The organism is Acidicapsa ligni (assembly GCF_025685655.1).
Lineage (GTDB): Bacteria > Acidobacteriota > Terriglobia > Terriglobales > Acidobacteriaceae > Acidicapsa > Acidicapsa ligni.
In genome coordinates this window covers 502,184-522,382 of sequence record NZ_JAGSYG010000002.1, presented here as the reverse complement: position 1 = coordinate 522,382, position 20,199 = coordinate 502,184, and the positions used below count along the sequence as shown (strand labels likewise).

At 55.9% G+C, this 20,199-nt stretch carries 14 protein-coding genes; 4 read left to right on the top strand and 10 right to left on the bottom strand.

All coding sequences use genetic code 11. The features are described from left to right. The 10 genes from OHL19_RS08515 to OHL19_RS08470 form a co-directional block, all read right to left on the bottom strand. Positions 1–2,004 (bottom strand): TolC family protein, encoded by a 2,004-nt coding sequence (locus OHL19_RS08515; RefSeq protein WP_263357217.1) that lies wholly within the window; start codon positions 2,002–2,004, stop codon positions 1–3. A gap of 32 nt (positions 2,005–2,036) precedes the next feature. Continuing rightward, positions 2,037–2,744: an ABC transporter ATP-binding protein gene (locus tag OHL19_RS08510; protein WP_263357216.1), complete on the bottom strand. Its 708-nt coding sequence runs from the start codon at positions 2,742–2,744 to the stop codon at positions 2,037–2,039. Between the two features lie 39 nt (positions 2,745–2,783). After that, positions 2,784–5,309, bottom strand: coding sequence for an ABC transporter permease (locus OHL19_RS08505; RefSeq protein ID WP_263357214.1), 2,526 nt, complete (start codon positions 5,307–5,309; stop codon positions 2,784–2,786). Between the two features lie 10 nt (positions 5,310–5,319). After that, a complete protein-coding gene (locus tag OHL19_RS08500; RefSeq protein WP_263357213.1) occupies positions 5,320–7,797 on the bottom strand; it encodes an ABC transporter permease in 2,478 nt (825 codons plus the stop codon). 9 nt (positions 7,798–7,806) lie between these two features. Next, positions 7,807–10,266 (bottom strand): ABC transporter permease, encoded by a 2,460-nt coding sequence (locus tag OHL19_RS08495; RefSeq protein WP_263357212.1) that lies wholly within the window; start codon positions 10,264–10,266, stop codon positions 7,807–7,809. 264 nt (positions 10,267–10,530) lie between these two features. Beyond that, positions 10,531–11,241, bottom strand: a complete 711-nt coding sequence (locus OHL19_RS08490; RefSeq protein WP_263357211.1) for an ABC transporter ATP-binding protein — start codon at positions 11,239–11,241, stop codon at positions 10,531–10,533. 71 nt (positions 11,242–11,312) lie between these two features. Beyond that, a complete protein-coding gene (locus tag OHL19_RS08485) occupies positions 11,313–12,578 on the bottom strand; it encodes an efflux RND transporter periplasmic adaptor subunit (protein WP_263357210.1) in 1,266 nt (421 codons plus the stop codon). Positions 12,579–12,721: 143 nt separating this feature from the next. After that, positions 12,722–13,789 carry an isoaspartyl peptidase/L-asparaginase family protein gene (locus tag OHL19_RS08480; protein ID WP_263357209.1) on the bottom strand — a complete coding sequence of 356 codons (1,068 nt, stop codon included), beginning with the start codon at positions 13,787–13,789 and terminating at the stop codon, positions 12,722–12,724. 18 nt (positions 13,790–13,807) lie between these two features. Next, entirely contained in the window at positions 13,808–15,106 is a 1,299-nt protein-coding gene (locus tag OHL19_RS08475; protein WP_263357208.1) for a metal-dependent hydrolase family protein, read from the bottom strand. Between the two features lie 38 nt (positions 15,107–15,144). Further along, positions 15,145–15,888 (bottom strand): uracil-DNA glycosylase, encoded by a 744-nt coding sequence (locus tag OHL19_RS08470; protein ID WP_263357207.1) that lies wholly within the window; start codon positions 15,886–15,888, stop codon positions 15,145–15,147. Between the two features lie 213 nt (positions 15,889–16,101). Here OHL19_RS08470 and OHL19_RS08465 point away from each other — a divergent pair, with 213 nt between their 5' ends. From OHL19_RS08465 to clpP, 4 genes are all read left to right on the top strand, one after another. Beyond that, complete coding sequence (locus OHL19_RS08465; RefSeq protein ID WP_263357206.1) at positions 16,102–17,271, top strand: aldose 1-epimerase; 1,170 nt, start codon at positions 16,102–16,104, stop codon at positions 17,269–17,271. A gap of 133 nt (positions 17,272–17,404) precedes the next feature. Beyond that, positions 17,405–17,680, top strand: a complete 276-nt coding sequence (locus OHL19_RS08460; RefSeq protein ID WP_263357205.1) for a CPCC family cysteine-rich protein — start codon at positions 17,405–17,407, stop codon at positions 17,678–17,680. A 310-nt stretch (positions 17,681–17,990) separates the two neighbouring features. Beyond that, positions 17,991–19,421: a trigger factor gene (gene tig, locus OHL19_RS08455; protein ID WP_263357204.1), complete on the top strand. Its 1,431-nt coding sequence runs from the start codon at positions 17,991–17,993 to the stop codon at positions 19,419–19,421. Between the two features lie 154 nt (positions 19,422–19,575). Then, the gene (gene clpP / locus OHL19_RS08450; protein ID WP_263357203.1) at positions 19,576–20,166 is read left to right on the top strand and encodes an ATP-dependent Clp endopeptidase proteolytic subunit ClpP; all 591 of its coding nucleotides are present in this window, start codon (positions 19,576–19,578) and stop codon (positions 20,164–20,166) included. Positions 20,167–20,199: the final 33 nt, after the last annotated feature.

The following is a 20,199-nucleotide window of genomic DNA, read 5'->3' as shown; positions in this document are numbered from 1 at the left end:
CTACTGCTGTCCACTCGGAACTGGTGCTGTTGTCTCGCGACTGACTGCGCCTGTCAAATTTCCCTTGCGATTCGCCTCAATTGCGATGCCAAATTCTTCAAGTACTGTACCCGTCGCACGCCGCACCTCGATACGCGCTTTTTCATAGGAGGTCTCGGCAGCAACCAGGGCGGATTCGGCCAGGGCCAGGTCATGCTCGGACGCAAGAGTTTGTTGATTTGAACCGGCTCCTAACTTCTGCTCCTTTTGCATGATGTCCAGTGTTTTCTGTGCCAGGTCATGCGCATTCCTTGCCGCGTCGACACGGCTTGCACCTTGCTCCAAAGCAAAGCGCGCGCTGCGCACTTCGATGCGGATCTTCTTCTTCAATTCTTCCTGATAGACCTGCGTTTGACGATATTCAAGTTCAGTGCGGTATTGCGCTGCCTTTGCAATGCGATTACGCAATGGAATGCTCAACTGGAAGCCTACCTGATACTCCGGAGAGGTGTAGTTCAAGGCATTATCAAGAGCCGTGCCGTAACCGGTTGGCCCCGGAATCGGAGTGCCTGGAGCAACTGTCGAAGGAGTCGTAGTACCGCCATAACCCTGACCGTCAATGAATCCATAGACTGATAGGGATGGAAGCAGAGCGTTACGTGCAGTCTTGCGACTGAGTTCACTGTTCTGCATGGTCAGTGTGTTTTCCTGCACCTCGGTACGATTCTTGAGTGCGTCGGCAATCATGTCCTGCACCGGCTCAGAGGTTCCCTCTACCTGGGTTCCAATATGATCCGTTGGCACAACCGGCATCTCTTCCAGAATAGGATCGTCGAGGCTGCGGGTGATCGCGTTCTTCATGTACAACTCTTGCAACTCAAGGTTGGTGCGAGCCACGGTCAAATCCTGTTGACGGGTAGCCAATTCCCCTTCCGCCTTGAGCACATCCATTTCGGGGATAGCCTGCAGCTTCAATTGCTGACGGCTGGTATTCAATGTCTCCGTAGCAAAAGCAACCGAGCGCTCGCTTACCTGCTCATTGTCGTAAGCACTCACCAGATCCCAATAAAGATTGCAGATTTGCGTCACAGTAGCGATCACCTGGGCGCGGAAGGCGATGTCGGAAACCTTCTGGTTGGTGCGTGCAATATGCAGGAAGCGGAGATTGGGGCCCAATCCAAAACCAGCGAGCAATTGCTGTTGAACATAAAGCTCGACAAAGGAACTCAACTGCGGATTGAAAGTGTTGTTTGGGCTGTTCGTAGTTTGCCGATTGTTATTCCAGGTGGCCTGAATGCTACCGCCTGTCGGAAACGCCTGCACGTAGGATGCGTTAGCGAGGAACTCATTCAGATGAATAACCGGGATGCCATAAAGGACCTGGTTAGGCAACTGTTGCGTGGTGTGATCAATGTAGGTCGTGACATTGATCGATGGATCGTAATTGGAGACGTTGGTTCCGGTACCGATTGTGTTCTGGACCAAGCCCGATGCACCTGCACCGGCGCCGCCTGCACCACTCGTCGTACCACCGGCACCGGCTCCTGAACCACCGCCGAGGCCGCCGCCTGCGCCGCCTGGGGTGCCGGAGACAACACCTGTGTTTACACCGAGTGCCTGTCCACCGGCCGCCGTACGCAGGATGTCCGTCTGCGCGATGGGCAGGTTATAGCGAGCGATGACCATGTCGAGATTGTCTTCAAGAGCAAGATCGATCGCATCATGTAAGGACAGATATAGCTTGCCATCTCTCACGAGAGAATTAAGCTGCACTGAATTCGCCATGTTTGGCGGTGGTACGTTCTTGCCGCGATAAGCGTCAATGGGATTACGCGAGGCATGCTGCAACAGATCAAAAGGAATGGCCTCGGATGATTTAGTCGCAGGTGTCGTCGTCGTTGCAGTTTGCGTAGCGGGCGCACCTGCAACATCATTCTGAGTGCTCTGAGCTGTGGCCGGGACAACGATCTGCGAGGCAAGGCTCAAAATGCATAGCGAAGCAACCGCTTTCATAGACGCTGGCACTGACTTCTCCTTGCACTTCGATAGAAAAGGATTCACGATTGCACTCCTGATATTGCACCTTGAGCAATTCCCGCAGTATCGGAATAGAGCCATCCGTCGCGAAGCTCGATGATGCGGCTGCCATATTTTGCGTTCTCTTCTGAGTGAGTTACTTGAATGATCGTGGTGCCCTGTTCATTCAACTGACGGAATAGCTCCATGATTTCTTTTGCCTGCCCAGAATGCAGGTTTCCAGTTGGCTCATCCGCAAGCAGCAGTGACGGCTTGTGAATGACGGCGCGCGCAATGCCGACGAGTTGTTGCTGTCCCCCGGAAAGTTGACTGGGGAAGAGATCTTTTTTCCCAACGATATTGAACCGATCAAGCGTGTCGGCAACGAGCGCCTGACGCTCTGCACGCGGAATGTCTTTGTAAGACAGTGGCAGGTCGATGTTCTCGGCGACGCTCAAATCATCGAGCAGATGATAGCTCTGAAATACCATGCCAATGCGCCTGCGAGCAAGGTCGGCACGCTGCTTGCGATTCATGCGATGGACGGCTTCGTCTTCAAAATAAAACTCACCGGACCATTGATCATCGAGCATGGCAAGTACATTCAGCAGTGAAGACTTCCCTGCTCCCGATGGACCCATCACAGTGACGAATTCACCGGGATTGATGGTGAGATTCACGTGGCGCAGCACCCATGTTTCCGTGTGGCCGGTCTTGTAACTGCGCTCGATTTTCTTTAGATCAATCATGCTGTTTATTACTCCGATTCTTTTGGCGGACTGCCTGGTCTATTCTGATCGCAGTGCTCGCATGGGATCAATAGAGGCTGCGCGACGGGCTGGAATTGCAGCCGCGATCACGACCATGACTGCGCTGGCAAAAACGCAGGCGATGAGAGTGACCGGATCTCCGGGCTTCACTTCGTAGAGCTGGCTTTGCAGCAAATGAGCTAAGGCAATCGATGCGGGCAATGCAATCGCTACTCCGATAATTGTAGTGATTGCCATCTCCCGCATAACCAGTGCAACGACGGAGCTGCGCTGTGCACCAAGAGCCATACGTACGCCGATCTCACGAGTGCGCTGCGCTGTTGCAAAAGCGAGCACGCCGTAAAGACCAACCGCCGTCATGACCAAGGCCAGAGCGGAGAAGCTCATTGCCAGCATTGCCAGCGTGCGCTCATTTGAAACACTCAGATCTACCTGTTGCTCCATAGTGCGCATGCCGTCGACAACGAGCTTGGGATCGAGACGATGTATGCTTTCGCGAATGGTGATCTCAACCGAATCACTCTTCTGAGCGGTCAATGCATAGAAGACCATACCGCCAGGGTGATTTTCCTGCAGATAAGGGCGATAAATTGTGCCACGCGGCTTGGAGCGCATGTTGCGATGCTTTACGTCGCCTACAACACCGATAATCGTTGTATCGAGCTTTGTACCATCTCCACCACCGTCGGCGATGAGTCGGCCAAGGGCATTCTGTGGCGAACCAAAAAAGCGATTGGCGAATGTGAGATTGACGATTGCCACATGCGGACTTCCCTTGGTATCCGCAGCCGTGAATTCATGACCCGCAAGAATAGGCTGACGCAGCGTTGCAAAATAGGAGGTGGTTATCCAGGGGGCTTCGAAGTTCATGTCCTCTTCTTCCGGCGCCACATGCCCCTGCACGGTAAAGTTCGTGGTGCTGGAGTCCCCTGCGATCTCTGGGTCCGTGGTTCCAGCGGCCTGTTGAATTCCGGGGATAGTGCGCACCGCATCGATAACTGACATCTCCACCTGGGCGGTGCGATCGTCACTGTATCCCGAGAGCGTTGGATCTACATCGAAGAGAAGAACATTCTGCGCAGCAAAGCCAATCTTCTCCCCGCGAAGATTGGTGAGAGTGCGAAGAAACAGGCCCGCGCCGCCAAGCAAAATAACGCTCAACGCAATCTGTAATCCAACAGCGAATTTTCGGAAACGCTGTGAAGCTTTTGAGGCTGTGCCCGTGTTCTGGCGCAGTGTCTCGGCAAGCCTTGGGCGCATGAATTGCAGGGCCGGTGCAACGCTGAACGCAAGACTCACCAACAACGAAAGCAGCAGCGTGAATGCAAGGATGCGCCCATCGACAGTAGCAGAATAAGGTACGTCGGCAATGTCATCGCTGTGGCTGATCATCTGCACAAGAACGCGAGCAATCAAAGGCGAAAGAGCCAGTCCTGCGATTGCTCCGCAAAGGCCAAGCACTGCGCCCTCGACCAGCAGTTGCAAAATGATTCTCGACCGTGCCGCTCCAAGTGCATATCGCATGGAGATCTCGCGGACGCGTCCTGCTGCACGCAGAAGAAGAAGCGTGGCGACGTTGACGGCACACATCGCAGCCAGTACTCCAACCATACCCATAAGTACAAACAGCGGAGTACGGAGATCGCTCCGCTCAGGTGTAAATCCAGTGGAATCATCTTTCACCGAAAGATGGCTGTGATTGAGAAATCCATTCTTGAAGCGAGCTGAAGAAGACTTATATGCGATGAACTCCTGTGCGCGGAGTGAGTACCAGAGCGGGGCCATGGATACTTCTGCCTGCTGTGCCGTTACTGCGGGCTTCAGACGCGCAATCAGTGTCAACCAGATGGATTGGTGATTATTCAGATTATCTCTTGACTTGGTCCAGGGCATCGCAACTTCACTCATACTGAGTGGCAGAAATACACCAGGCCTGTAGCCACCAATTGCACTGACAAAACCATCCGGCGCGACACCGAGAATAGTGAACGGATGACCATTGATAAGCAAGCTCTTCCCAACGACACCGCGGTCAGCACTGAAGTGCGTCTTCCAATAGTCATAACTCAAAACAACAACTGGATTGGCATCCTTCGCAGTATCGTCGGAGCTCTCGATGAGTCTTCCGAGAGCGGGTCGAAGCCCCAGCAGGCCGAAGTAATTTCCACTCACTAATTCGGCATCTTTATTCTCAGCCTGGTTATGCCAGGACACACCGACACCAGTGCGATCGGCGGCAAGAATATCGGTGAAGACAGTATTGCGATCGCGCAGGTCTTTGTACATCGGATAGGAGAAGTAATTATCTGTATCGCCGCCGAAGCTGCTCATCGATCCAGAGAAGCTGCCGCTCCATTCAAAACGCACCAGTTCCTTCGGATTGTGCACCGGCAACATGCGGAGCAACACTTGATCAAAGATGGTGAAGATTGCACTGTTGGCGCCGATGCCCAATGCCAGCGTGATGATAACGGTAGCGGCAAACCCCGGCGAGTGCGTTAACTGGCGAATTGCATAGCGAATGTCTTGAATGATGGATTGCAACGAGTTTCTCCTATTCCGCTCTAAGCGCCTGCATAGGGTCGATCGCCGAAGCGCGACGTGCAGGTAGATATGCCGCCAGAAGGCCAGATGCACCCAGCACTGCCAGCACGACGACGAAGGTCACAGCATCATGAGCCTTCACTCCGAAAAGATAACTTTGCGCTACTCGCACAGCGAACCAGGCTGCGATACAACCGGTGCCAAGCCCCATGCCAATGAGCAGAACGGCGCGGCGAAGAACGAGGCCCATTACATTAACTCGGGACGCACCCAATGCGAGGCGTACGCCGATCTCCTGCGTCCGGAGGGCAACAGTGAAGGCTAACAATCCATAGAGACCGACAGAGGCGATGATCAGTGCGAGTCCTGCGAATCCCTCCATCAGATATTCCGTCAGCGTCGTGCTTCCGAAGGAATCTTCGACTGCCTGGCGAATTGTTTTGACGTCCGTAGTCGTAGCATCCGGCGCAACTGAGTTGAGTGCTTTTTCAAACTGGGCGCGAAGAGAATCTGCTGGAACAGAGGCGCGGATCGCGACTTCCATGAAGGCAGTCACGACTCCATAAAAGGGTGAACCTGGCGTGATCTGGTTCATACCGAGATACATTTCAGGGCTTGTCGGGTTGTCTACTTTTCCCTGCTTCACATCTCCGATGACACCGATAATCTGCATCGTTCCGAAGCGCCCATCGCCCAGGGAAAGAGTGTGTTCGATGGGATTTTGGTTTTTCAGATATTTATCTGCAAACGCCTGGTTGATAACGACTACGACGGGGCTCGCGGGTGTGTCTGCGTCGGTGAAAAATCTGCCACGCAATATGGGAATGCCGAGAGCATCGACGAGCCCTGGCGATGCTACGCGCCCCTCTGCCTGGGCTTCGTCTGCAGACGGGAGTTTCTTGCCGTCCAGGTTCGCAGAAAGCATGATGCGGAACTCAGGCCGCATGGGCAGAACAGAACTCAGCGCAACAGCCCGGACGCCGGGCATTGCACGCAACCGATCCAGCAAAGGCTGATATGCGAGATGTACCATGTCCGGTTGCTTGTCGGGACTCTGTGTCTTGTTCGTCCTCCGCGGGCTATGCAGGATGATGCCGCCGGTGAGCACATTCTGTTGTGTAAATCCGAGTGGCACTTCACGCAAAGCGCGGACAGTACGAAGGAAGAGTCCAGCCCCTGTAAGCAGCACAACTGTGATGGCGAGTTGAGCTACGACCAAAGCGCCACGAAGACGATTGTGCGCGGCAGATGCAGTCTGTGTTCTGCCGCCCTGCAGATCGTGCTGCACATCGCGCCGCATGGTTCGCAGTGCAGGAATGAATCCGACGATAACAGCGGTGAGCAGAGTGAGCGCAACGAGTAGAAGGACTACTCGCCAATCCACGTGAACAGCGTTTGTCATGGGCAGATTACGAGTGATCGGCCTCCACAAAAGCTTGATGGTGCCTTGCGCCGTGAGCATGCCTGCGACACTACCCATAGTGCTGATCAACAGGCTTTCCGTAACGGATTGCCGTATAAGCCTGGCGCGTGTGGCACCCAGCGCGGAACGTACTGCCTGCTCCCTGCGCTGCGAGATGGCGCGGGCCAACATGAGGCTGGTTACATTGAGGCAGGCAAGAGCCCAGATGGCGACAGCCACTCCGTATAGCAGCATGAGAGGCTTTCGCGCATCTTCATTGAGAGACTTTTGATAGGGCACGACAGCGATGCGTTTGCTTATCTCGCGGCCACTGTGAGTCGCTGAAATCTGCGCCTGCGCGCGACTAAGATCGGCGGCAACTTGAGTTGCGCTAATGCCTGCCGGCAGGCGCGCGATTGCGCTGCCATATACCTGACTCTCACTCGTTATGTCGGCACGGACGTTATCGCCTAATTCAGCGGGCGACCACACTGAGTTTTGTCCACTTGTATCAGCAGGGAAAGAGAATCCTTTGGGCATGACGCCAATGACGACATACGGTGTTTCGCGGATGGAGACTGTCGCTCCGATAACACGCGGGTCTGCTAAGAAAACGCGACGCCACACAGAGTCGCTGAGCAGGAGCACATGGTTTTTTCCAGGGTCATTCTCTTCCGTGCGAAAGGTGCGTCCGAGCGCGGGCTGCACGCCCAGCACCTGCGGCAGGTTTGCTGTGACCTCGTCCTGATGGATTTGTAGCCTTCCGCCGAAGCCGACTATGTTCGCATCCGTGCCACCCATTCCGTCCATGGCTATATCCATTTTGGAACCGGTGCGTCTTTGCAATTCGACAAGATTGGAATAGCTCAGACTGTAAAACCCGCCGTCTCCTCCGTTATGAACATCGACCAGTTGCTCTGGATTTCCCAGAGGCAGAGGACGCAGCAGGATGCCGTTAATCAAGGTCAGGACCGCAATATTGGAACCAATACCCAGAGCGAGAGTGATGATCGCAATCAAGGCAAAGCCTGGCGATTTGCGGAGTTGTCGCGCTGCGTAGCGAAGATCAGAAATGAGTGTTTGCATATTGGTTCCTTACTCTGTTCGTAATGCTTTCATGGGTTCAAGACGCGATGCCCTGCGAGCCGGAATAAGCGCGGATAGGCTGGCAACGACAATCATCGCGGCGATAGCGATCGCAAAACTGGCTGGGTCGAGAGGAGACATCTGGTAGAGCATTGACTTGAGTTGCCCCATGGCCATGTAAGTCAACGGAAGTCCGACGATGAGCCCCGCGAGCAGTATCCACAGGCTTTCGCGCATCACCATCATCAGCACTTGTCCCCTCGTTGCGCCGAGCGCCATGCGTACGCCAATCTCAGAAGTGCGGCGGCTTACACGGAAAGAATGCGTACCATAAAGTCCGGTGGCAACAAGGACCGCCGCCAGGATGCCGAAGAATCCGCCCATTGCCGCAAACATTCGCTGACGCTCGTAAGATTTTTCAAACTGCGCAAGCTGTGTCATCGGTTTCTCGACAGGCACATTGGGGTACGCCTGCGCGACCACTCGGCGTAACCCCGATAACATTGCGCGTGCATCGCCGTGCGTGCGTACTTCAATCGACATGGTTCCGAGGGATTGCCCCTGCATTGTCGCGTAATATGCCATTGGCTGTGGCGCCTCAGCAACGGAGGTATATTTGCTGTCCGCCACAACGCCAACGATCGTCATCGAATGTTCGCCTCCGATGCGATGGCCGATTGGGCTGCCATGTGCGAAGAACTTTTTGGCAAGGGATTCATTCACGATAGCTACCGGCGGCGTGTCTTTCGTATCGGTATCGAGAAAGTCACGGCCTGCAAGTATCGGCACGCCCATGGTGTGAAAGAATCCAGCGCCGAGGTCGTTCGATCGCAGCGACACGCCTTGTTGCTCGACGCCATCTAGTATCAGATCGTTGTTGCTGCTCCATCCACTGCCGGGACGGTTTCCAGCCATTGAAACAGAAGCGACGCCAGGCGCCTGCCGCAGCCGATCGAGCAGTGTGCGATAGAAGACGTGGGATTCGATATCTCCTTGTGGAGTGACGTCGAAGACCACCAGGCCTTCTGTCTGGATACCGAGAGACTGCGAAGAATAGTTGTTGAGAGTGCGCAGGAGCAGCCCGGCAGCGACCAGCAATACGAGGCAGATCGCCATCTGCGTAGCCAGCACTATGCGTCCACCAAGAATGCGGGTACGATTCGCCGTCATATTGATGGCGCTGGCGCGCAGCACACTTGCTACGGGAGCATTGACTGCGCTCCAGAGTGGGACCAGGCCGAAAACAATTGCTGCGACAGCAGAGATGGCCAGCGTAAACAACAGCACATTTAGGTCGGGGCTGAGGCCGGTTTCAATGCCCGACCAGGCCGATAACATATGTGTGGCTGAGAGCGCGAAGAGCCATCCAAGCATGGCCCCGGCCACAACCAGCAGCAGGCTCTCAATCAACAGTTGGCGGAAGACGCGCATCTTGCCTGCACCCAGCGCCATACGCAGGCTGAACTCACGCTGACGAACAGCGTTGCGCGCCTGTACCATCATGGCCACGTTGACGCAGGCGATCAGTAGAACGAGAGCTACCAGTCCCATCAGAATCTTCACCGGCTCGCGGAACTCCTCGTTATAGCCGGCGATGCCGCGTGCGGGCACAAAGTCAAGCAGAGGCTTCCATTTTTTGGGGTCAACTTTGCCCAGCGTCTTTTCTACGACAGAAATAAATGTTCCGGTCAGCGCCTGCTGCGCCTGTTTCCCTGAAATGCCCGGACGCACACGAGCCATCAATCGCAGGCACCACCACTTGGGCGAGGTATAGAGAGCAGCGCTATCCGCTGGAGCGCCCCATGCGTTCAACAGCGGATTGTTCTGCAGTGGAATCCAGAAGTCAGTCGAACTGGCGGGCTCAATCCCTTTGAATCCACGTGCGGCCACACCGGTAATCGTCATCGGTACACCTTTGACGAAGAGCGTCTTTCCCAGCACCCCTGGGTCGCGTGCAAACTTGCTCGTCCAGTAGTCGTAGCTCAACACTGCAATCTGGGCATGATTCTTTTCGTCATCAAGAGAGAAGCCCCGACCCTGATCTATGCGTGTGCCAACGCCCGTGAAAAAATTGCCACTGACTTCCTCGCCCGCGGCCACCTCAGGGAGTCCTCCATGCCGGACTGCAACGCTGCCTGTAAAACTAAGCGGCACATATCCGATCAGTTCTTCAAAGACATCTGTGCGTTGACGCAGCGCTTCAAAGGTATCCTCAGAGAAGGAAGAGTCCGAGTCGCCGGTATTGATTGCTCCAGGCGCTTGTCCCTGATCATTGGCGATCACTACATAGGACAAGCCCTCCGGATGACGCACCGGCAGTAACTGCATCAGGATCGCATTCATCACGCTGAAGACCGCAGTATTCGCGCCAATGCCAAGTGCAAGCGTCACGACGACAACCAACGTAAATGCCCACGACTTGCGCAGTTGGCGTACCGCGTATTGCATATCCTGAATGAAGCTATTCATGAAGACCAAACCCTTTCTTTCCTATCTCCCCGATTGTTATTACTCGCTCGAAGAGCTTCCACAGATTCGATCAAAAGATTCGATCCAAAGCCACACGGCGCTCAGAAACTAGCGAAGCGGCGAGTGCCGGAAGAAAGATCTACATGGTTAACGTCCTGAATGAAGGCAGCAACCATCGATTTCACCTTAGAGGAGAACTTCAGCGACAAAAATTGAAGATACTTCCCAACAGGCTTCTGAACGAAACCGTGACTGACTTCTGCCTTAAACCTCAGCCAGAAGCTGGTTCAACTCACCCTCTGCGACAACCTTGCCGTCGAAGAGATGTACCTGGCGTTCGGCATGCGCGGCAAAACGAGGATCGTGAGTCACCATGCAGATCGTCGCACCTTCCGCGTGCAGCTCCTGCAACAGCTTCATGACTGCTTCGCCGTTTTTGGAGTCCAGGTTACCGGTAGGCTCGTCAGCCAGCAGGATCGAGGGCGAACCAGCCAGGGCGCGGGCTACTGCGACACGCTGCTGCTGACCGCCGGAGAGTTGCGCCGGATAGTGTCGCATACGATGCGCCATGTTCACGCGCTCCAGCGACTCCTGTACCTTCTTCTTGCGCTCTGCTGAAGGCATGCCGGTGCGATACGTCAGCGGCAGCTCAACATTCTCGGCAACAGTAAGATCGCCGATCAGGTTAAAGCTCTGAAAGATGAAACCAATCTCCTGATTGCGGATGCGCGAACGGTCGGCAAAGTTGAGGTTTGCTACCTCTTTGCCGTTCAGCGTGTAGCGGCCACCGGTCGGCGTGTCGAGCAAGCCGATGATCGAGAGCAGCGTCGATTTGCCGCAGCCCGAGGGGCCGGACATGGCGACATACTCTCCGCGTGCGATGTTGAGGTGAACGCCCGAGAGCGCATGCGTCTCGATTTCGTCGGTATAGAAGACCTTGGTCATCTGTTCAATTTCGATGATGGTTTCGCTCATATCTGTTCCTCTCCCCTTTGCCTTCTTTTTGGTCTCTGCATCATTGACTTTGCCGCTTGCGTTTCCGGTGCTTATTCGAGGCGAATTTTATCCGTGGCATCCTGGCGGCTCATATCCGACAGGATGACGGTATCGCCTTCCTGCAGACCCTCAATCACTTGAATGGCATTCACCGAGGCGCGGCCAACTTTGACCGGAACCCGGACTGCAGTCTTGCCATCCGCACCTAACTTGAAGAGGCTGATGGTGCTGTTTTCGCTGCCGAATGCCGGACGCCCTACATAAAGCACGTCAGACAAACGATCGAGATCGATGGTGCCGTCTACGCTCAGATCAGGACGCGCTCCCTGTGGAAGTGCCCCTTCCAGCTCTACGTCAACGGTGACCGTTCCGTTCAATACTGCGGGATCAATTCTGCTGACTTTACCGGAAATGACGCCATTGTGGGTATCAATCTCTGACGGCTGACCAATCTGAATATCCCGCGCCTGGGTCTCTGCGATCTTGAGGCTGGCCTTGAGCTTGTCTGTCTGGATCACCTCTGCGACCGAGGTGCCGACCGCGACATGCTGACCTACCTGAACGGGAATGGGAAGGGCAACGAGCACGCCGGCGATCCCGGCCCGTACCTCAAGCGACTGCTCCTGCTTCTCGTACAAACCGAGCAACGCCTCGGCCTGATCGATTTTCGTTTGAGAAGAGGCGAGTTGAATCTCGATCGCCTTGGTGTTTACGTCGATCTGCTCCTGGCTGATCTGGTGCTGCGTAGTCAACTGGTCGGCGGTGTTTTTTGACTTGTTGTAAGCGAGGCCAGAGATCACACCGAGATCGAAAAGCTGCTTATCTGTCTGCGCCTGTAACTGGTCCTGCGTGTAGTCGGAGTTGATGGCAGCCGAAGCGACCTTCTTGTCCATCAGGCTGCTCTTCAACGTGGCCTGCAGATTCTTGTAATCCGCCTGGGCGCCTTTTAGCTGCAACCTGGCGTCCAGCAACTTCTGCTGCAGCAAGGGATCGGCGAGATCGAGCAGAATCGTGTCCGGAGTAACCTTGGTTCCGGGCAGCACGCGGATCTTGATCACAGTCGCGTCGGTCTGCGCGGGAATAAGCTGGATGCTCTCCTCACGCGGAACAAGAGTGCCAGGGCCGCGCACGTTGCGCATGAACGAACCGCGCTTGACCGTGTCCGTCCATACGGTGGCCTTGTCCACGGTGGGAGACGCCGGCTTGAGCCGGGTTACGAACCAGCCGATAGCGGCAATCGCCACCACCGCGCAGGCTGCCAGAATCCACTGTTGACGCTTCTTCTTCCGCTTAATATCAGGTCTTGAGATATCCATCACGCGAACAGTAGTTGCACGTGGCTGGCCATTCCTACTCTCGTATTTTCAGATACTTACGAGCAGAAATATTCGTTCGTCTGTCCGCAGGCAGAAAGAGGTGTCCGTTTGTGGACACCTCGGCGGCTCTACATTCACAGCTTTCAAGGTTCATCGCGGAAGATGCCAATCTGCGCCTTGCCGCCCTCGGCGACTTTCGCGCGGAACATCCCCGGCGTATTGAAGCTCCAGGCAAGCTGTCCGTCCGGAGTGAGCGCGATGACGCCGCCGTCTCCGTGGATAGCCGCCAATTCTTTTTGCACAACTTGATCGGCTGCGTCCTGCAACGGCATTCCCTTGTACTGAACCAAAGCGCAGATTGTCCGCGCGACGGTGAGGCGAATGAAGTATTCGCCAGTGCCGGTCGCTGAAACGGCGCATGACTGATTCGAGGCATACGTGCCTGCGCCGATGATCGGCGAATCTCCCACACGGTTCCAGCGCTTGCCCGTTGTGCCGCCGGTTGAGGTTCCGGCGGCGACGTTGCCGTCGCGGTCCAGGGCCACAACGCCAACTGTTCCGAACTTATGCGAATCAGGCGTTTCAAAGAAGGCAATCGGATGGGTGGGCGGAGCCGGAGCACCTTCCGGACGCGGAGGAATCGGCGATCCCTCTTTCTTCAACTCATCGACCAAGCTGTGCCAACGGCGTTCGGTAAAGAAGAAGGCCGGTGGCACCTGCTCCAGATGCACATGCGCTGCAAAGGCATCTGCGCCTGCGCCAATGAGCATGACGTGCGGCGACTGCTCCATCACAGCGCGAGCAAGCGAGATAGGATGGCGCGTGCGCTGTACATCTGCAACCGCGCCTGCCTGCATTGTCTTGCCATCCATGATGGCGGCGTCGAGCTGGTTGGTGCCATCCGCTGCAAAGACTGCGCCACGACCTGCGTTGAAGAGTGGATTGTCTTCGAGCAGCTTGATTGCGGCTTCTACCGCATCGAGAGAGGAACCGCCTTTATCCAGCACGCTGGCCGCGGCATCGAGCGCTTCCTTGATCCCGGCGCGATACTGCGCTTCGGCTTCCGGCGTCATCGACGAACGAGCAATCACGCCTGCTCCACCATGAAGGACAACAGCCCATTTGTGGTCTTTCGTGGACTGCCCAAAAGAGATTACCGAGCCGAGAAGAGTCATGGTAACTGCCAGCCAAATACGTCGGAGAGAGAACATGCATGCTCCTGCTAGATGCTACTTGCGATAGACGGTGCCATTCTTCATCACAAAAACAACTGACTTGACTGCCGAGATATTCTCAAGCGGATTACCGCGAACGGCGATAACATCCGCGAAGTAATCAGGCTTGAGTTGGCCAATCCTGCCATCCCAATCGAGTAGCTTCGCGCCGTTGATCATATCGGCTTTGAGCACGTCAGCGGGCGTCATGCCGTATTGCACCATCAGTTCCAATTCACGTGCCTGCATGCCATGCGGAAAAGGTCCAACATCGGAGCCAACAGCCATCGGAACGCCGGCTTTCAATTGCTTCTTGAACTCCGCCGCGTGAAAGGCCTGCAAGCTCGTTTCGCGCTCCGCACCCGAGGCATTCTCGGCATGCGCGGCGAAGTATTCGCCGATAGTGAAGGTCGGTACAGCGTATATCTGCTTCTCATGCATGAGGCGCATGGTTTCGGCAGAGAGATAGTAAGCGTGATCGATCGATGCTACGCCAGCTTTAACCGCATAGAGCGCACCTGGTTCGCCAGTGCAATGTACGCCAATGCGCGTGCCCATGCGTGCGGTCTCGGCGACTGCTGCCTCCAACTCTGCCTGCGTGTACTGATAGGGAGCGGTGAAAGTCGCTCCGTCGAGATGATCGTTGCCCGTTTCGTATATCTTGATGAAGCTCGCGCCTTCTTTCAACTGCTGACGAATCGCGGCGACTAACTCGGTCGAGTTATTGGCATAAGTTGCATTCGAAGAAATATGCTCTGCTGGATTGAAGTGGATCGCATCTTCATGGCCGCCAAGAATGCTGATCGCGTTGCCGCTGATGCGCATTCGCGGGCCGAGGATAAGCCCGTTGTCGATCGCATTGCGAACGGCAGTGTCGGCTGATCCGGCGCCCTCGGTGCCCATATCGCGTTCAGCGGTAAAGCCAGCCATCAGGTCATCGCGCGCGGCAAGCTCCGCATAGATTGTTCGCTCAGGAATCGACTCGGTGACGGTCTGCAAATCTTCCGCGCCGGGGTGCAGAAACAGATGTACATGCGCGTCAATCATGCCAGGCATCAGCGTGGTATCACCGAGATCGAGAATAGTAGCTTCTGCGGGATGGGTAACCGATTTGCCTGCTTCGACGATCTTATTGCCGCGCACCAGAACTTCGCCCGGCGAGATCACAGCACCATGCTCCACATCAAGCAGGCGCGTCGCATGAAGAACGAAGACGTCAGCAGGAGTGGATTGTGCAGCAAGCAGTTGGCTGACGAAGAACACAGTCGAAATGGCAGCGAAAGACAAGACCGAAGACAGAAAGGACCGGGGCATGGAAGCGATACTAGCATGCAGCGTTCGGCAATCCATGCTCACAATTTCGGAAGTCTTTTCTTCTCTTCCATCAGGCTTCGAGCGCGAGTAAATATCTTCAGGAACATCGATGCAGTCAGCACACCGGTATTCGTGTTTTGCAAGGACGGATGATAGGTCGCAAGCAGATGCAGCCCATTCGGCAGCTTGTATTCGGCTCCATGACTAAACGCGATTCCCTTGCGTGACGTTAGCACTCCTACGCGCAATAGATAGCCGACGAAGGCGTCGAAGCCAATCTTGCCCAGGCATACAACTACCTTCAGACGAGTCAGCAGCTCCATTTCTTCATCGAGCCAGTGGGCGCAGTTGCGCTGCTCCTCGGGTGTGGGTTTGTTGGCTGGCGGTGCGCATCGGACGGAGGCGCTGATCCACATATCGGTGAGCCTCATGCCATCGTCGCGGCTCTCCGAATTTGGCTGCGACGCAAAGCCAGCTTCGTACAGGATTGGGAACATGAAATTGCCCGAGCCATCGCCGGTAAACGGCCGCCCGGTTCGATTGGAGCCATGCGCTCCCGGAGCGAGACCAAAGATCAGCACACGCGCCCTGGGATCGCCAAAGGAAGGTACAGGCCTGCCCCAATAGCTCCAGTCGCGCCACTGCCGTCTCCGCACCCGTGCGATTTCTTCACAGTACGTTCGGAGCCTCGGACAGGCTTCGCATTCGATGAGGCGCGAATTGAGAACTTCAAGAGACTGCGCTCCAAGACTAAGAGCTGCAAGCGGCGGCTGAACAGGCATAGACCTATTGTAGAAAGCAAATGTCTGGCGGCGTGTCGTAAAATTGGGTCGCTTTCAGAAAACGTTCTCGCAGCCGCTTCGGCAAACGGATGATTCGCGTATCAGTTCCAGGGTTTGAGCTGGATAGTTTTTGGGCAGATGGCCGAAAAATGGCATCTCAGCCAACGGCGCTTTCACATGCAGCATCACTCGTCTTCAGGGGATAGACCGACTATGAAACACGCTACTCGCGCAATTGCACTGCTCACCGTCGCCGCTGGTATCTTTGCTGGTGTGAGCCACGCCGAACAATCTGCCCGACAATCTGACGTGCCGATGATCGATGGCGTTAAGCCCGTCACGCTCAGCCGCAAAGCCACGCCGGGTACAACCAGGCCTGAGTTCACAAGCGTAACGCTGCTGCCCGGTCGCGCCCTCATGGTCCAGCAGATCAAGGCGTTTTTCCCCGGCAAGGGTGAAGTGGACGTGCTCGCCTCGCCAAGCCTGGATGAGTCCGCCAAGATGCTCAATACCCAGGACACACCCAACGGCGACTTGAGCTATCGCCTGGGCGCGGCGTTTCTGTTTCCCTATCCCAATCGCATTCGCGGCAAGCTATCCGCAGACGGCAAGAGCCTGACCACCGAGTGGAACGGCCACACCATCACGCTACCGGCCAACAACATCGGCAAAAATCCCGGCGCGGAACGACACGCCATGCACGGCCTGATTTTGAAATCCAAGGTCGAAGACCTCGGGGTCAAGCAGACGGCCGCAGGCAGCACCGTTACCGGAATCATTCACGGCGGCAATTTCAACGGCCACTGGCTCTCGAAGACTGACCTCGTAATCACCATTAGCCTCACGGCTGAGGGCGTGGATGCCTCCATCGTTGCGCACAATGTCGGCACCGAGTCTGAGCCTGTCGCCATTGCCTGGCATCCGTACTTCAACATTCCCAGCGGAGATCGCACCCAGGCGCGGATTCAAATTCCAGCCAGCAAAATGGCGATCGTGGATAACTACGATAATGTCTTTCCCACCGGCAAAATTGTTCCGGTAGCGGGAACGCAGTATGACTTTCAGGCTGCGGGCGGCAAGGCGCTGGGGCAACAGTTCATGGATGACAATTTCAGCGACTTCGACACCAAGGCCGGCCCGGTGACCGTGGTCATCACCGACCCGAAGGCGCATTATGGCGTCAGGATCGAGGGTCTGTCGCCCACGATCAAAACGCTGCAAGTCTACGCGCCACCTGCGAAATCGTTCATCGCGGTAGAGCACCAGTACAACTTTGCCGATCCCTTTGGCAAAGAATGGGGCAAGATGGATACGCAGATGGTCACGCTGGCACCGGGCAAGAGCACGGCGTGGCATGTCCGTCTGAAGGTCTTCATTCCCTGAGCCGGATCCGGATACCTGATCTGGATCAAATCAAACGCAGTCAACGGGCTCCCCGCAATCGCTTGCCGGGAGCCTGTTCTGCTGTGGTCCTGCGCTGTAATCCCGCGCCAGAATCCTTCGTCTATCTCTACGCATGACCGATGCTGGATTTCTCTGTGCTGGATTTCGCTGTCCCTGCTGTGGGGCTAAGACGCTGTCGACACCGACAACAATGGAGCTTTGCCCTGTCTGCTGGTGGGAAGATGACGGCCAGGATGGGGAGCCAGGCTCTGCCGACGCCGCGGAAGTGCGGCTCACTGTGAATGGCGAACTGAGTCTGCGGCAGGCGCGTTTGAATTTCCAGGCATGCGGCGCAGCTCATCCACGCTTCGTTCGCTACGTTCGCCCAGCTTTGCCCGAAGAAATCTAGCTGACGAGCATAGCCTTCCAAGTGGTTCATTGAAAACAAGATATCGGTTGGCCGAGAGTTGTTGAACCGCCCATACGCCCTGGCTGAGCTGACTCGGTTTGACCGGTCCGGCCAACCCTCATACCATTAGAAAGAATGTCTCCTGTCCGCGACCTGTTCTTGCGGAGCTTCCTCGAAATCGAGCAAGGCTTTAACGGCGAACAGATCCAGCCGGACCGAACAGATTTAGCCGACAGGGAGACGCGCAGTTGGTTTGCATTTTGACCGTATCTTGACTCGTATCCTGACTTGTATCCTGGAAGGCACAACTTTGAGTTCCGCAGAGACAATCGAAAACACTCCCAATTCCGACGCCGAAACCTCCCTCCAAACCCAGGAAGGTCACGACCTCCACGACCATAGCGATCACGACGGCCATGACCACGCAGGTCATGATCACGAGGGCCACGATCACGCGCCCGCGCCAGTCCTGAACCCGGAATGCGTCCGTGAAGTCGCAATCGAAGCCTCCACTGAAGAAGTGGATAAGGTTTTTGCCCGCGTCCTCCGTGAATACAAAAAGCATGCCAAGATTCCTGGCTTCCGCGCCGGGAAGGTGCCGGAGTCGGTAGTTCGCAAGCGGTTTGCCGAGCAGATCAAGAAGGATGTTGTCGAGGCCCTGCTGCCGGAGCGCTTCCAGGCGGCGATTACTGCTGCCGGTGTAACCCCCGTATCGCAGCCCCAGTTGACCCGGCTCACTCTCGAAGAAGGTCAGCCGCTCGACGGCGCCGCCGTTTTTGAAGTGATCCCGCCATTCTCGCTCGATGGCTATCAGGACGTAACCGTTCCCAAGCCGACGGTCGAGGCCTCTGAAGAAGAGTTCCAGCAGGAGATCAAGCAGCTCCGCGAATCCCGTTCCACGGTTGAGCCGGTCGAGGAAGACCGCCCTCTCGTAGACGGCGACTGGGCGCAGATCAGCTATCACGGCCAGGTCCAGGCAGAAGAAGGCGAAGCGCTTCCTCCGCTCGAAGGCCAGGATTCCCTGATCGAAGTTGGCGGAGCCGAAACTCTCCCTGCCTTCACCGAAGCTCTTCGCGGAGCCAAGGTCGGCCAGGAACTGAAGGTCGAAGTTGTCTATCCTGAGGATTACACCGAGAACAACCTCGCCGGAAAGAACGTCGCCTACACGCTTGAAGTAAAAGCGATCAAGAAGCGCATTCTGCCTGAGCTGAACGACGAGTTCGCCAAGGAACTAGGCGATTACGAAGATCTCGCCGCTCTCGAAACCCGCATCCGTGAGCATCTGCTGGCGACCAAGCAGCGTCAGTCCGAGCAGCAGACACGCGAAGCGCTCTTCCAGGCATTGACCCAGAAGTTCAACTTCCCGATTCCGGAATCTCTCGTACAGCAGCAAGTAGATGCGCGGCTCGACCGCGGCCTGCGCGCGCTGGCGGCACAGGGCATGAATCCCGACATGATGCGCAAGCTCGACTTTACCCGTCTGCGCGCCGCACAGCGTGATTCCGCCATCAATGAGGTCAAGACCTCGCTGCTGCTGGACAAAATCGCCGATATTGAAGACGTCTCTGTTTCGGACGAAGAGTTTGAGCAGGAGCTGTACATGGCTGCTCTTCAGGCTCGCGAGCCGATCGAAACCGTGCGTGCCCGTTTGACGGAAGACGGCGGTCTGGCTAGAATCCGGGAACAACTTAGGCGTGAAAAGACCGCAAGCGTGCTCTACCAACGCCTGCCTGCGGCGTAACTGAAAGCCAAAGCGCAATGGGCCAGCAACTGGAAAGATTCGGGGGCTGGCAAAACCAAAGTGGCAAAGCCGGGCTGCCGAAAGTAAGTCAGCCCGGGAAGATAATCACCCCGGAGCCCCACCAGGCACCGATGCAAAGTGAGAGAATAGCGCAATGGCACTAGTCCCCATGGTGGTCGAGCAGACGAGCCGAGGCGAACGCGCCTACGACATTTACTCCCGTCTGCTCCGCGATAACATCATCTTCCTTGGAACTCCGATCGACGACCAGATTGCCAACCTTATCGTTGCGCAAATGCTGTTCCTCTCCGGTGAGGACCCAGAGAAGGACATCCAGCTCTACATCAACTCTCCCGGCGGTTCCATCACAGCCGGTCTCGCCATTTACGATACGATGCAGTTCATCAAGAACAACGTCGTCACTTACTGCATCGGGCAAGCTGCCAGCATGGGTGCTTTCCTGTTGCTGTCGGGAACAAAAGGCAAGCGGTTTGCGTTGCCTAACTCACGCATCCTGATTCATCAGCCCTCCATGGGCGGACTGAGTGGGCAGGCCACGGACATCGATATTCATGCTCGTGAGATCCTGCGGATTCGTGAAATCACCAACACGCTGATGGCCAAGCACACGGGCCAAAGCCTCGACCGGATCGAACGCGATGTTGAGCGCGACTTCATCATGACCGCCCAGCAAGCCAAAGAATATGGCATCCTCGACGAAATCATCGACCGGCCTCGCACTTAAGCAAAAGCTCCATTTTCTCCGGAGGAAGTAGTT

Excerpts from the sequence above, each read along its gene's own strand:
- OHL19_RS08510 (WP_263357216.1), bottom strand. The coding sequence starts at position 2,744 with ATGATTGATCTAAAGAAAATCGAGCGCAGTTACAAGACCGGCCACACG.
- OHL19_RS08500 (WP_263357213.1), bottom strand. The coding sequence starts at position 7,797 with ATGCAAACACTCATTTCTGATCTTCGCTACGCAGCGCGACAACTCCGC.
- OHL19_RS08495 (WP_263357212.1), bottom strand. The coding sequence starts at position 10,266 with ATGAATAGCTTCATTCAGGATATGCAATACGCGGTACGCCAACTGCGC.
- OHL19_RS08490 (WP_263357211.1), bottom strand. The coding sequence starts at position 11,241 with ATGAGCGAAACCATCATCGAAATTGAACAGATGACCAAGGTCTTCTAT.
- OHL19_RS08485 (WP_263357210.1), bottom strand. The coding sequence starts at position 12,578 with ATGGATATCTCAAGACCTGATATTAAGCGGAAGAAGAAGCGTCAACAG.
- OHL19_RS08480 (WP_263357209.1), bottom strand. The coding sequence starts at position 13,789 with ATGTTCTCTCTCCGACGTATTTGGCTGGCAGTTACCATGACTCTTCTC.
- OHL19_RS08475 (WP_263357208.1), bottom strand. The coding sequence starts at position 15,106 with ATGCCCCGGTCCTTTCTGTCTTCGGTCTTGTCTTTCGCTGCCATTTCG.
- OHL19_RS08470 (WP_263357207.1), bottom strand. The coding sequence starts at position 15,888 with ATGCCTGTTCAGCCGCCGCTTGCAGCTCTTAGTCTTGGAGCGCAGTCT.
- OHL19_RS08465 (WP_263357206.1), top strand. The coding sequence starts at position 16,102 with ATGAAACACGCTACTCGCGCAATTGCACTGCTCACCGTCGCCGCTGGT.
- OHL19_RS08460 (WP_263357205.1), top strand. The coding sequence starts at position 17,405 with ATGACCGATGCTGGATTTCTCTGTGCTGGATTTCGCTGTCCCTGCTGT.
- clpP (WP_263357203.1), top strand. The coding sequence starts at position 19,576 with ATGGCACTAGTCCCCATGGTGGTCGAGCAGACGAGCCGAGGCGAACGC.